Annotated in this window: 14 protein-coding genes and 1 tRNA gene; 12 read left to right on the top strand and 3 right to left on the bottom strand. The window is 69.8% G+C overall.

Going from position 1 to position 12713, the window contains the following annotated elements; translation table 11 throughout:
• The first annotated feature begins 5 nt into the window (after window positions 1-5).
• The 6 genes from JL108_RS00220 (at window position 6) to JL108_RS00195 (ending at window position 5217) form a co-directional block, all read left to right on the top strand.
• Window positions 6-722 (top strand): succinate dehydrogenase/fumarate reductase iron-sulfur subunit, encoded by a 717-nt coding sequence (locus JL108_RS00220; RefSeq protein WP_205196378.1) that lies wholly within the window; start codon window positions 6-8, stop codon window positions 720-722.
• A complete protein-coding gene (locus tag JL108_RS00215; protein WP_205196377.1) occupies window positions 719-2443 on the top strand; it encodes an FAD-binding protein in 1725 nt (574 codons plus the stop codon). Before JL108_RS00220 ends, JL108_RS00215 begins: the two co-directional genes overlap by 4 nt.
• Entirely contained in the window at window positions 2440-2940 is a 501-nt protein-coding gene (gene sdhC, locus JL108_RS00210; RefSeq protein ID WP_205196376.1) for a succinate dehydrogenase, cytochrome b556 subunit, read from the top strand. The genes JL108_RS00215 and sdhC overlap by 4 nt, the downstream gene beginning before the upstream one ends.
• Complete coding sequence (locus tag JL108_RS00205) at window positions 2937-3305, top strand: hypothetical protein (protein WP_205196375.1); 369 nt, start codon at window positions 2937-2939, stop codon at window positions 3303-3305. Before sdhC ends, JL108_RS00205 begins: the two co-directional genes overlap by 4 nt.
• A 191-nt stretch (window positions 3306-3496) precedes the next feature.
• A complete protein-coding gene (locus tag JL108_RS00200; RefSeq protein ID WP_205196374.1) occupies window positions 3497-3973 on the top strand; it encodes an Rrf2 family transcriptional regulator in 477 nt (158 codons plus the stop codon).
• Window positions 3974-4032: 59 nt separating this feature from the next.
• Window positions 4033-5217 (top strand): MFS transporter, encoded by a 1185-nt coding sequence (locus JL108_RS00195; protein WP_205196373.1) that lies wholly within the window; start codon window positions 4033-4035, stop codon window positions 5215-5217.
• Between the two features lie 191 nt (window positions 5218-5408).
• Here the strand turns inward: JL108_RS00195 and JL108_RS00190 are convergent, their stop codons facing one another.
• Window positions 5409-6197, bottom strand: coding sequence for a DeoR/GlpR family DNA-binding transcription regulator (locus JL108_RS00190; RefSeq protein WP_205196372.1), 789 nt, complete (start codon window positions 6195-6197; stop codon window positions 5409-5411).
• A 30-nt stretch (window positions 6198-6227) separates the two neighbouring features.
• Between JL108_RS00190 and JL108_RS00185 the strand changes: the two genes are divergently transcribed.
• Window positions 6228-7391, top strand: a complete 1164-nt coding sequence (locus JL108_RS00185) for an MFS transporter (RefSeq protein ID WP_205196371.1) — start codon at window positions 6228-6230, stop codon at window positions 7389-7391.
• Here the strand turns inward: JL108_RS00185 and JL108_RS00180 are convergent.
• A complete protein-coding gene (locus tag JL108_RS00180) occupies window positions 7384-7977 on the bottom strand; it encodes a TetR/AcrR family transcriptional regulator (protein ID WP_205196370.1) in 594 nt (197 codons plus the stop codon). The genes JL108_RS00185 and JL108_RS00180 overlap by 8 nt on opposite strands.
• Window positions 7978-8060: 83 nt before the next feature.
• On the opposite strand from JL108_RS00180, the gene JL108_RS00175 reads away from it, so the two are divergent.
• The 5 genes from JL108_RS00175 to JL108_RS00155 all read left to right on the top strand — a co-directional run bounded on the left by JL108_RS00175 (window position 8061) and on the right by JL108_RS00155 (window position 11970).
• Entirely contained in the window at window positions 8061-9233 is a 1173-nt protein-coding gene (locus JL108_RS00175) for an MFS transporter (RefSeq protein ID WP_205196369.1), read from the top strand.
• Between the two features lie 39 nt (window positions 9234-9272).
• Window positions 9273-9348 (top strand) — tRNA-Glu (locus JL108_RS00170).
• Between the two features lie 117 nt (window positions 9349-9465).
• On the top strand, window positions 9466-10899 hold the full coding sequence (locus JL108_RS00165; protein WP_205196368.1) for a DNA-3-methyladenine glycosylase 2 family protein: 1434 nt from the start codon (window positions 9466-9468) through the stop codon (window positions 10897-10899).
• Window positions 10896-11357 (top strand): methylated-DNA--[protein]-cysteine S-methyltransferase, encoded by a 462-nt coding sequence (locus tag JL108_RS00160; RefSeq protein ID WP_143914338.1) that lies wholly within the window; start codon window positions 10896-10898, stop codon window positions 11355-11357. Before JL108_RS00165 ends, JL108_RS00160 begins: the two co-directional genes overlap by 4 nt.
• Window positions 11358-11568: 211 nt before the next feature.
• Window positions 11569-11970 (top strand): hypothetical protein, encoded by a 402-nt coding sequence (locus JL108_RS00155; protein ID WP_143914339.1) that lies wholly within the window; start codon window positions 11569-11571, stop codon window positions 11968-11970.
• Window positions 11971-11980: 10 nt separating this feature from the next.
• On the opposite strand, the gene JL108_RS00150 is transcribed toward JL108_RS00155, so the two are convergent.
• A complete protein-coding gene (locus tag JL108_RS00150; RefSeq protein WP_087624348.1) occupies window positions 11981-12691 on the bottom strand; it encodes an IclR family transcriptional regulator in 711 nt (236 codons plus the stop codon).
• Window positions 12692-12713 lie beyond the last annotated feature (22 nt).

The following is a 12713-nucleotide window of genomic DNA, read 5'->3' as shown; positions in this document are numbered from 1 at the left end:
GGGTCATGAGCGCTGCGAAGGCCGAAGGCCGAGCAGAACGGGTGGAGGTCAGAGTCCACCGATCGTCCGAGGACTCCGCGAGCAGCTTCACGGTCGACCGGATCACGCCGATGACGGTGCTGGACGTGCTTCTGGCGATCCAGCGCGAGCACGACGACTCCCTCGGGTTCCGGTTCTCCTGTCGCGTCGCGATGTGCGGCACGTGCACGGTGCGCGTCAACGGACGGTCGGTCCTGGCTTGTCAGCGCATCGTCGAGCGGGGGGAGCAGCGGATCGACATCGCGCCAGCGGCCGGTATGCCGGTCATCCGGGATCTGATCGTCGACACCTCCCCGTTCTGGGAGCAGTGGCAGCGGGTCGTCCCCTATGTCAGCCCCGAAGACGGGCGGCTGCCGGAGCCGGCCGTCGTGGCACCGGACTCGGCAGAGCGCCAGGCCATCGATCCCGCCCTCGACTGCATCCAGTGCGGGGCCTGCTATTCCAGCTGCGGGTTCGCGGGCGACGATGGACAGTTCATCGGGCCCGCCGCGCTCAATCGGGCCTTCGTGCTCATCAGCGACTCCCGTGACACCGCCGGACAGGAGCGGCTCGACATCATCGAGGGTCACGACGGCGTCGGGCGCTGTCACTTCATGTACGGCTGCACGGGCGTCTGCCCGAAGGGCCTCGATCCGGCGCGGGCCATCCGCGCCGCCCGGACCGGGAGGATGAAGGACCGATGAATGACACCACTCTGGCGCAGATCGAGACCGATATCGCCATCGTCGGCAGCGGGGGCGCCGGGCTGATGTGCGCCCTGCACGCCCACACGGCGAACCCAGACCTGTCCATCGCCGTCGTCAGCAAGGGTGCCGTCGGTCGGTCGGGCTGCACCCGGATGGTCCAGGGCGGATACAACGCGGTGCTCAACGACGCCGACTCGTTGGACGCCCACTTCAGCGACACCCTCGCCGGCGGCAAATACCTCAACGACCAGGAGCTGGCCTGGACCCTGGTCAACGATGCTCCGCGGGTCATCCACGAGCTGGAGACCCGGGTCGGCTGCTTCTTCGACCGCAACCCCGACGGCACCATCAAGCAGAAGGCCTTCGCCGGGCAGACCTTCGACCGCACGGTGCACCGAGGCGATCTCACCGGAATCGAGATCATGTCGCGACTGCGCGATCAGATGTTCCGGATCGGCGTCCGCGAACTCGAGGACACCCGCGCCCTGGAGATCCTCCGTGGCCGGGACGGCAGCTGCGCGGGTCTGAGCTGTCTGGACATCCAGACCGGAGAGTTCCTGATCGTGCGGGCCTCGGTGGTCGTGGTGGCGACGGGAGGCGCGGCGACCATGTTCAAGATCGCCGCGCCCGCCCGAGAGAAGACCGGCGATGGCGTCGCGATGCTGATGCGCGCGGGACTGCCCGTGCGTGACATGGAGATGATGCAGTTCCATCCGACCGGCCTGCTGGCCGGCGAGTCCCGGATGACCGGGGCCGTCCTGGAGGAAGGACTACGCGGGGCGGGTGCTCACCTGTACAACGCCGATGGCGAGCGGTACATGGGCGACTACGATCCCGAGCGGCTGGAGCGCTCCACCCGCGATGTCGTGTCCAGGTCCAGCTACCTGGAGATCATGGCCGGTCGCGGGACTCCCGAGGGCGGCGTGCTCATCGACATCTCCCATCTGGGTAAGGATGAGGTGGAGCGTCGTTTCCCCGGCATGGTCGAGCGGACCCGGCTGATCGGCTCCGACCTCGCCACCGGGCCGGTCAACGTCTCGCCGACGGCCCACTTCCACATGGGCGGCGCGATCATCGATCGGGACTGCTTCACCGAGATCGAGGGCCTCCTGGTCGCCGGCGAGGACGCCGGGGGAGTGCACGGGGCCAATCGTCTCGGCGGCAACGGCGTCGCCGAGTCGACGGTCTACGGTGCTCGCGCCGGTGATACCGCGGCCCGGCTGGCGGCGGAACGCGGCACACCCCCAGAGCCCGATCGGGAGCTGGTCCGGCGAGCGGTCGAGACCGCGCTGGCACCGACCGCTCGAGCGGACGGTCCCGATCCCTTCGGCATCACGCGGCGACTCAAGGACACCATGTGGGTGGGTTGCGGCGTGGTCCGCAGCCCCGACGGTCTGGCCGACACCACCGGGGTGCTCGACGAACTGGAGGCCGAGCTGGAGCAGGTGAGCGTGCCGGACGTCCGCGCCTTCAATCCTGCCTGGCAGGAGGCGCTCGATCTGCGTAACCAATTGCTGGTCGCCCGGGCCGTCGCCACCGGCGCCATGCTTCGGACCGAGACCCGCGGAGCGCACGCGCGCTCGGACTACCCGGAGTCGCGCGACGACGAGTGGCTCAAGTATCTGGTGCTGCGGCTCGACGGCGAGGGCTTCGATATCGCGGAGGCGCCCGTCGAGTTCAGCCACAGCGCCCCGGCGGGCGAGGCGGTTGAGTCGTGACCTTCTCTCAGACCATGTTTATGGCCGGTTTCATGCTGGTCGCGGTAGCGATCGTCACCGTCACGCTGGTGATGTATCGCCGCGCTCGCGTACTCGACGGTGGCGGCAGTCCCACACTGGCGACGGTCTCCGGTCTCGGGCGCACGCCTCCTTCTCTCACGGAGGCCAACCGATGGGCCACGTACCTGCACCGCATCACCGGCGTGGCGATCTTGTTGTTCCTGTTGCTCCACCTGATCGACGTGTCCCTATACGTCTGGTCCGTTCCGGTCTATGACTCCGTGCACGAGCTGTACGGCACGGCCTTCATGCGGGTCTTCGAATGCGGGTTGCTCTTCGCGCTGTGCTTTCACGCCTTCAACGGCTTGAGACTGATCGCGATCGACGTCTGGGATATCGGCATGACCGGAGCGCTTCGGCTCCTCTGGCTCACGATGGCAGTCAGCATCGCGCTGACCATCGCAGGAAGTGTGGTGATCTTATGGCCAGTCCTGTGACCCGAGAGACTCGGCGCAGCGGCGGCATCCTTCGCCCGGCGAGGGCCAACTACGTGCTGATCCGCGGCACCGGGATTCTGCTGGTGTTCTTGGCCCTGGGGCATTTCGCGCTGACGCACATCATCACGGACGTCGCGGACACCGGTTCGGACTTCATCGCGCGCCGCTGGGCCGATATCGGCTGGGTCGTCTGGGACGGGGCGCTCCTCTTCGCTGCGCTGGCGCACAGCGCCGCCGGACTGGCCGCCCTGGTGCGCGACTACCGTCCCGGCCGAGCGCGTGTGGCCTATGTGTTCATCCTCGGTGTGCTCATGGTGTTCCTGTGCCTCGGCCTCGCGACCCTCGTGCTGCACCAGTTGCGATAACGGTGCTCCGCTCGACTCCCGTGGAGCGGTGGGTGTGCGTCCGTCTGCCGGTGCGGGTGGACGCTGTCTCACCGCCTCGGGGACGGGCTACGAAGGATGTGCCTCGGTGGTTGCCATAGCAACCGCAGAAGCACATCCTTCGTAGCCACCTCGGGCTCGCCACTTTAATCGGGAGGTGTAATATCCCGATCATGCGGATGAGCGAGGGGGTCGAGTGGGGACTGCACTGCTGTCTGGTCCTGTCCTGGCTCGATGACCTCGCGCCGCTGCCGGTGGGCCGGCTCGCCGAGGTCTTCGAGCTGCCGCCGCAGTATCTGAAGAAGCAGCTCCAGCCGCTCGCCAAGGCGGGCATCCTCGCCTCGGAGCCGGGCGCGCGGGGCGGCTATCGCCTCGCCCGCGAGCCCGAGGCGATCACGCTGATGGACGTCGTCGCGGCGATCGAGGGCGGGGTCGACCCGTTCCGCTGCACCGAGGTGCGTCGTCGCGGGGCCGGGACGCTCGCCGAGGCCGGCGAGTTCGCTCATCCTTGCGGCATCTCCGTCGCGATGCGCAAGGCGGAGCTGGCCTGGCGGCGCGAGCTCGCCGGTCAGACCGTGGCCGATCTGCTGGCCGCTGCTCCACCGGCCGCGGCGCAGCGGGCCCGGCGATTCGTCCAGCGCGTCGCGTGAGCCTCTGAACACCTGATACCCACATCCCCGGTGGGCTCCGCGAAGGGAGAATCGGGATATTGAACATCCCATTAAAGCTCGGCCGTGGCTCCTCCGCGTCGAGTGGCGGACCGGTGCCGCTGTTGGCGCTCGGCACCTTCGCGGTCGGCACCGATGCGTTCGTCGTCGCGGGCTTCCTGCCGGAGCTGGCAGACGACCTCGATGTCTCCACGTCGACGGCCGGCTTGTCGGTCACGGTGTTCGCGATCGGCTACGCACTGCTCTCGCCGGTGCTCGCCGCCGTCACGGCCACGGTTCCCCGGCGCCGGCTGCTGGTGACCGCGCTTCTCGTGCTCGGGATCGCCAATCTCGGTTCCGCGCTCGCGCCGGGCTTCGTGGCGTTGTTGGCATCGCGGGTGCTCGCCGCTGCGGGAGCGGCGGCCTACACCCCGAACGCGGGAGTGGCCGCGTCGTCCCTCGTGCCGGCGGAGCGGCGCGGGCGGGCACTCGCCCTCGTCGTCAGCGGGCTGACGGTCGCGACCGCCGTCGGCGTGCCGTTGGGTGGTCTCGCCTCGCGGGTCATGGGCTGGCGTCCGGCCCTCGGCCTGGTCGCCGGTCTGTGTCTGCTGGTCGCGGCCGGACTGATGGTGCTCCTGCCGCGGTTGCCCGGTGGTCCGCGCGTGCCGCTCGGCACGCGGCTGGCGGTGCTGCGCGTCCCATCGGTGCGCCTGATCCTGCCGGTCACCGTCCTGGGCATGGCCGCGGCGTACACGGCCTACGCCTATGCGGTGCCGGTCTTCGCGGCGCTGGACGTCACGGGCGGGGCGGTCCAGCAGATGCTCTTCCTCTACGGCGTGGGCGCGATCGTCGGCGCGCAGTCCTCGGGGCGGCTCACCGATCGCTTCGGCGGCACCGCCGTGCTGCTGACGGGATACACAGCGATGGCCGGCACCTTGCTCGCGCTCGGTGCGCTGGTGCTGACCGGGGCGAGCCCGGTGATCCTCGTCGCCCTGCTGACCTGGGTGTGGGGTGCGAGTACCTGGTGCCAGACCCCGCCACAGCAGCACCGCCTGATGGCCGCGGCACCCGAGGACGCCTCGTTGGTGGTCGCCTTGAACTCCTCGGGGATCTATGTCGGTATCGGCCTCGGCACTCTCATCGGCGGCCTCGGAGGCGGTGCGTCCTGGATGTTCCTCTCCGGCGCCGCTCTCGCCATCCTCACCGCGGTCTTCCTGACCACGATCCGCCCGGTCTCTCGGCGATGACCAGCGTCCGACCGACCCGGTCCAGGACGGACGATGTGCTTCGGTGGTTGCCATAGCCGCCCTGAAAGCACATCGTCCGTCTGGGCTCCGACGAAAGATGTGCTTCCGCGGTTGTCGTGGCAACCGCCGAGTCACATCCCTCGTCGCCCCCGCACCTCAACGCGAGCGAACGGATGTGCTCGATACCGGGCTCATTCCTCACCGGGTCGTGACGGAGCCGGTGACTCGACCTCCAGGATCTCCACGCCGGCCACGGTGATCCAGGCGCGCATCTCCTGGGGGAGCGGGGTGGTCACGGGGGTGTCGACCTGGCCGGTCGGGCACACGGTGAAGGTCGCCGAGGTGCCGATCGCCTCTGGCGTGGTCACCGCGATCGTCCGGCGAGCCGACCCTAGGAGTGCCTTCTTCACCTCGGCATCGTGCAGGGACGATGCGGTCAGACCGCCGGCCTCGTCCCATGCGCAGACCCCGAGTACGGCGACATCGGCGCGGAAGTCGATCACCTCGCGAACAGCGCGGTGCCCCGACCACGCCAGCTCATCGCTGTCGAGCTGGCCACCGGGCGTGACGATGCGAGCGCCTGGCCGTTCGCCCAGGGCGGCGGCGACGGGTACCGACAGCGCCAGGGCGGTGATGTCGCGTCCGGCCAGCGCGTGGGCCACGGCGGAGCAGGTGGTGCCGGCGTCGACGATCACGCTGGAGCCATCGGGGATCAGCTCCACGGTGGCGGTGGCGATCGACTGCTTCTGCTCCAGATGTCCGCCGAGGCGGACCGCGAACGGCAGGCGGCTGCCGCGCGTGGGCAGGCTCACCGCTCCGCCGTGGGTACGGCGCAGCACGCCCTGGCGTTCCAGCTCGGCGAGGTCGCGCCGGATGGTCATCGGCGACGTGCCGGTGGCCCGCGCCAGGTCGCCGACGCGGGCACCGCCGGGGACGCGGACCGCGTTGGCGATCGTTTTGAGCCGATTCGCACGTTGCACATGTTCGATTCCACGGCAAGAGTGCTCGATGTGCAACATTCCGCCACTCCTCGTCGTGCCCGTGCCGCGGCGATGGTCGCCTTCGCCACGAACGGAGCCCTCCCGGCGACCCTGCTGGCGCGATACGCCGAGGTGAAGGACGACCTCGGACTCAGCGCCGCGGTCTTCGGGATCGTGGTCGTGGGGTTCACGATCGGTGCGGCAGGGGCATTTCACCTCCCCGGCGTGGTGCTGCGTCGCCTGGGGATGAGGTGGACGACCGCGATCGGCACCGCGTGGATCGCGCTGGCGCTCGTGGTGGCCGGCTCCGGCGTGGCGGTCGGGAGCGCAGGGGTCTTCGTGGCCGGGCTGATCCTCGCCGGGTTCGGTGATGCCGTGGTCGATGTCGCACAGAACGCACAGGGCCTGCGCGTGCAGGAGGTCTACGGACGTTCGGTGTTGACGTCCATGCACGCAGGGTGGAGCATCGGCGCGGCCATCGGTGGAGTCGTGGGCACCGCCGCGGCATCGGCCGGCGTGCCGTTGACGCTCCACCTCACGGCGTGGGGTGCGCTTTGCGTGATCGCGATGGCAGCGGCTGCACGCCTCTTCCTTCCCGAGGCGCGCCGAACGTCCACGGAGGAGGCGGAGCCCGGTCCGCTGGGGCGGCACGCCATGGTGCTGCTGGCACCGCTGGCCTTGGTGGCGCTGGCAGGGATATCGGTCGAGGACGTCGGCAACAACTGGTCGGCGGTTCTGTTGTCCACCGAGCGCGATGTGCCGGCATCGTCCGCGGGCATCGGCCTGAGCGTGCTGCTCACCGCTCAGTTCATCGGGCGGCTGCTGGGTGATCGTTTCATCGATCGCGTCGGCCACCGCGCCGCCCTGATCACCAGCCTCGCCGCGGTGGCCGGGGGGCTGACGTCGGCCGCATGGTCACCGGGAGCCTGGTTGACGCTGGTCGGCCTGGCCCTAGCGGGCCTCGGGTGTGCGATCACCGTTCCTCTGGCCTTCGCTCGCGCCGACGCTCTGCCGGGTCTGCGGCCACACGCGGGTGTCACCTGGATCGGTTGGACGATGCGGACCGCGACGATCGCTCTGAGCCCGGCCATCGGCGGCGTTGCCACGGTCGCGTCGTTGCCGATCGCCATCTCGGCGGTCGCGCTCGTGGCGGTGCTGGCCCTCGGGCTCCAGCTCCGTCCCGGAGTCAGGTGAGGAGATCTGCGGCGATCGCACGGGCTCGAAGGACGGGGGAGGTGTCGCCGGTGAGCCCACGCTGGACGATGGCGCCCTCGAGGAGGAGGAAGAGATGGTCGGCCGTGGTGTCGACGGACTCGCGATCGGCGTCGCTCGATGCCTCGGCGCGCAGCAGCTCGGCCAGCAGATGACGGACGGCGTGCTTGTGGGCCCTGATGACGCGATGAGCGGGGTGGTCGACAGACAGCTCGCCGGCGGCGTTGAGGAAGGCGCAGCCGCGGTGAGAGGAGAGCTCGTCGGCTACGTAGGCATCGAAGACGGTGAGCGCCCGGGGGCGGTCGGCGTGGTCAACGCGTTGCACGAGCAGTTCCCACCAGCGTGCGTGTCGGGCTTGCAGATAGGCGACGACCAGGCCGTCCTTGGAGCCGAACCGGTCATACAGAGTGCGCTTGGTGATGCCGGACTCCTCGGCGATCGTGTCGACGCCGATGGCGTGGATGCCGCGTTCGTAGAACAGGCCCGAGGCGACATCGAGGAGGCGAGTGGCGCCGGGCGTCAGGGCAGGCGGGCGTAGGGGATCGGGTGCACTCTGCGTTGCGGACATGATCGCCCCTCTCGGTTGACTTCACCGATCAGTGTACCTACAGTGACACCCATGGTTCACAGATCTGTAAAGTTCACGTCGAGGTGACGACGCTCGACGAAGGGGCGCCTTCCGCCAAGGTCCAGACCCTGCGCCTGGCCGGGGCGGGGGTGTCGCTGATCGCCGTCTGCTACGGACTGGCGCGCTTCGCCTACGGCCTCTTCGTGCCCGCGTTCCGGGACGAATTCGCTCTCACCGCCACGGTCATCGGCGTGATCGCCGCGGGCTCCTATGTCTCCTACTGCGTGGCGATCGCCGTCACCACCGTGCTGATCCCACGCTGGGGGTCGCGGCCGCTCGTGGCGGTCGCCGGCGGCCTGGCCACGGTGGGAACCGCATTGGTCGCGGTGGCGCCTCATGGCGTGATGCTCGCCGTCGGCGTGATCGTTGCGGGGGCGAGCACCGGCGTCGCCTCACCTCCTTTGGCGCATGCCGTCGCCCACGCCGTGCCGGCGAAGGATCGTGACCGGATCCAAGCCGTCGTCAACGCCGGCACAGGAGCCGGAGTCGCTGTCGCGGGCCCCGTCGCCTTGCTGGTCCGGGACCAATGGCGGATCGGATGGCTCGCCTTCGCGGTGATGTGCGCTGTCGCCACCATCTGGGCCGCCGTCGTCGTCCGCACTCCGGCCCCGCGCGAACCGATGCCGCGGGAGATGCTTCCGCGGCCCCTGCTGCCGTCTGGTGGCGCGCACCTGCTCGTGGCGGCCGCGACCATGGGGCTGTCCAGCTCGGCGATCTGGACCTTCGGGCGGGAGATGCTCGTGACCGAAGGCGGGCAGAGCGAACGTTTCTCGCTCGTCGCGTGGATTCTCCTCGGAGCCTGTGGCCTTGCGGGAGCTGCAGCGGGCGATGCCATCGGACGGCTGGGTCTGCGCCGGGCGTGGCAGTTCGTCGCCGTGCTTCTGGCCGCGACGACCGGTCTGCTCGCCGCCTGGCCCGAGATCGCTGGCGCGTGGGCGATGTTGGCGGTGTTCGGCGCGGCCTACATCGCTCTCACGGGGATCGTGCTGATCTGGGGCAGTCGGATCTACGGGCGGACGCCCGCCGCCGGGGTCGGGCTGTCCTTTCTCGTTTTCGCTCTCGGGCAGGCCCTCGGTGCGCCGCTGATCGGTCTCGTCGCCCAGCTCGCCGGCCTGCCGACGGCATTCGGGGTAGCGGCGGCGGTCGCCGTCATCGGAGCGGTGCTGGCGCCGCGCAGGTCGCTCGAGGGTGGGTGACAAGGGTGCGGCAGCGGGCTGGTAGAGTCTTCTCCTGCTGGCCCCGTTGTGTAGCGGCCTAGCACGCCGCCCTCTCAAGGCGGTAGCGCGGGTTCGAATCCCGTCGGGGCTACCAGCGATCGACCCCCGGTCCTCATCGGCCGGGGGTCGAGTCGTTCGTGGACCGCAGCACGCTGACGGTGATGTCTGATTCCCGCCAGAAATCCTCTGTGCGGGGGCGCATGATGGGATCATGACCGATGACGACCGCTACCGCGCCGTGCAGGCCCGCGATGCGCGATTCGACGGCGTCTTCTTCACCGCGGTGCGCACCACGGGCATCTTCTGTCGTCCTTCATGTCCCGCCGTCACTCCCAAGCGGGAGAATGTCACCTTCTACCGCGATCCGGCCTCGGCTCAGGCCGCCGGCTATCGCGCGTGCCGCAGGTGCCGGCCGGATGTGACGCCCGGTTCCCCGGAATGGAATCTGCGCGGCGATCTGGCTGCCAGGACGATGCGCCTGATCGCCGACGGAGTCGTCGAGCGTGAGGGCGTGACGGGGTTGGCGCGACGACTCGGCTACAGCGAGCGGCAGGTGCATCGCACCCTCGTCGACGAGCTCGGTGTCGGACCGCTCTCGGTCGCTCGTAGCAACCGCGCTCATCTCGCTCGCACCCTCATCGAGTCCACCGACCTGCCCCTGGCCGACATCGCGTTCGCCGCCGGTTTCGGGTCGGTTCGGCAGTTCAACGACACGATGCGAACGGCGTATGCGCTCGCTCCCCGGGATCTGAGGCGAGGTGCTTCTCGCGGGGGTGGACGCCTCGAGATCCGGCTCGCGGTGCGGCGGCCCTTCGCGGCCGGGGCTCTCACCGCTTTCCTCGGCGCCCGGGCGATCGCCGGCGTCGAGCGAGTGGAGGAACGTCGCTATGCGCGGATCGTGAGTCTTCCGCACGGGCCGGCTGTCGTCGACCTGACTCTCCACGACGATGCCGTGCAGGCTCGGTTGGAGCTGACCGACCTCGCCGACACCCAGACGGCCGTGCACCGCTGCCGCCGTCTGCTCGACCTCGATGCCGATCCCACGACCATCGACGACGCGCTCACCTCCGACCCGGTGCTGGCGCTGCTGGTCGATCGCCACCCCGGGCTGCGGCTGCCCGGCCAGGTCGACGGTTTCGAGGTCGCGGTCCGGGCGATCGTCGGCCAGCAGGTCTCCGTCGCGGGCGCGCGGACGGTGCTGGGCGAGATGGCCCGGAAACACGGATCCGCCGTCGATCTGCCGATGGCGGCCGAGCTCGGCCTGAGTCACGCGTTCCCGTCGCCGCAGAGTGTCGTGGACGCGCCGGAGACCGGCTTCTCGATGCCGCGGTCGCGCGCCCGTGCGCTGGTGGCGGTCGCGCGGTCCTTCGTGGCAGGCGAGCTCGTGCTGGACACCGGCGTCGATCGTGCCGATGCGAGGCGCAGGCTGCTGGAGGTGCCGGGTGTCGGCCCGTGGACCGCGGATTACATCGTCATGCGCGCCCTCAGCGATCCCGACATCCTGCCCATCACCGACCTGGTGTTGCGCCGCGCCCTGGCGGCGCACGGGCTGACCGAGGAGAGAACCGACTACTGGCGGCCCTGGCGTTCCTATGCCGCCCTGCACCTGTGGCAGAGCATCACCGACGAGAGGATGGACTCATGAGCACCCGATGGATGGACTCACCGATCGGCGGGCTGCGGTTGCACACATCGGCCGGGTTGTTGACGCGCATCGAGTTCGACGCGACCCCGCGCGGCCGGCGCATCGACGACGATCTCCTCGATCGCGCCGAGGAGCAGCTGAACGAGTACTTCGCGGGTGATCGACGCGACTTCGATCTGCCGCTCGCGAATGATGGCACGGAGTTCCAGCAGAAGGTCTGGAACGAGCTGCGCAAGATCCCTTATGGCGAGACCGCGAGCTACGGCGAGGTCGCCGCCCGTCTCGGCTATCTGCCGGTGGTGTCGCGGGCCGTCGGCGCTGCCAACGGCTCGAACCCGATCCCGATCGTCGTGCCGTGCCATCGCGTCATCGGCGCGAGCGGGAAGCTGACCGGGTACGCGGGTGGCATCGAGCGTAAGCGGACACTGCTGGAGCTGGAGCGTCCGGCGCTGTTCTGAGGCCCTGATCGATCAGGGAAGCGGTGACACCGGTCGGCGCCGACCACGCGATGTGTCCGGGCGGTGAGTGAGCGTCCATTCCCGGCCGTTCTCCGGTGGGATGGCGTCCGTTCGTGCGTGTGAGACGGCCGCTGTCTCACCGCCGCCTCGGCCACCGGGGCCTGTGGACGGCGGTCTCGACGGATCCGCGCCTCCGGGCGAGGGTGTGGCCATGAGACTGTTGCAGACCGAGGCCGATATCACTCGTTACTGGCGCGCCGTGCGTAAGACCCTCGAGGTTCCCTCCGCCCAGCTGAGCTTCCTCGCGATCGACGAGCGGGGAGTGGCGCAGCCTCAGCTGACCACGATCGACGGACTAGCCCCGATGCCGCAGCAGCACGTCATCGATGAGATCGTCGACGTGCTGGCCGCGGTGAACCACCGGCTCGTGCCGCGGGGCAGCATCGCGGTGCTGTGGACCCGGCCGGGACGAGGACCGATGCGGCCCGAGGAGAGCGCATGGCTGCGTCTCCTCGACGACGAGCTGCGTCGGCGGGGCGTCGCCGCCTGGCCCCCGCACTACGCGAACGATGCCTACCTCAGGGTGGTGCTGGCCGACGACCTCGCGGCCTGAGGCTCACTGCTCAGCGCCGGAGGTTCTGCGACAGTCGCTCGGCGGCGGCGACCACGGCCGGGGCGTGCATGCGGCCGGGTTGGCGGGTCAGGCGTTCGAGGGGGCCGGAGACCGACACCGCCGCGACGACCTTGCCGGAGGGGGAGCGGACCGGCGCAGAGACCGAGCCGACGCCCGGCTCGCGCTCACCGACGCTCTGGGCCCAGCCGCGCCGGCGGACGGCTGACAGCTCCGAGGCCGCGAAGGTGGCCTTGAGGAGGCCCTTGTTCATGCGCTCGGGATCCTCCCAGGCGAGGAGGATCTGCGCCGCCGAGCCGGCAGCCATCGTCAGCTGCCCACCCACCGGTATCGAGTCGCGCAGGCCGGTGGGGCGATCGGCAGCGGCGACACAGACGCGGAAGTCGCCCTGCCGGCGGAACAGCTGGGCGGACTCGCCGGTGATGTCACGGAGACGGGCGAGGACGGGCCCGGCAGCGGCGAGCAGGCGATCCTCGCCGGCGGCCGCCGCCAGCTCGCCGAGTCGGGGTCCGAGGATGAACCGTCCCTGCATGTCGCGGGCGACGAGGCGATGGTGCTCGAGCGCTACCGCGAGGCGATGGGCGGTCGGGCGAGCCAGTCCCGTGGCGGCGACGAGGCCGGCGAGGGTGGCGGGCCCGGGTTCCAGGGCGGCCAGCACGAGTGCCGCTTTATCCAGAACGCCGACTCCGCTAGAGTTGTCCATGACTTGATACTGCCGTATCGCA

This window comes from Aeromicrobium sp. YIM 150415, assembly GCF_016918125.1.
Taxonomy (GTDB): domain Bacteria; phylum Actinomycetota; class Actinomycetes; order Propionibacteriales; family Nocardioidaceae; genus Aeromicrobium; species Aeromicrobium piscarium.
Note: the sequence above shows the minus strand (reverse complement) of the source record. Positions and strands in the feature narration are given on the sequence as shown.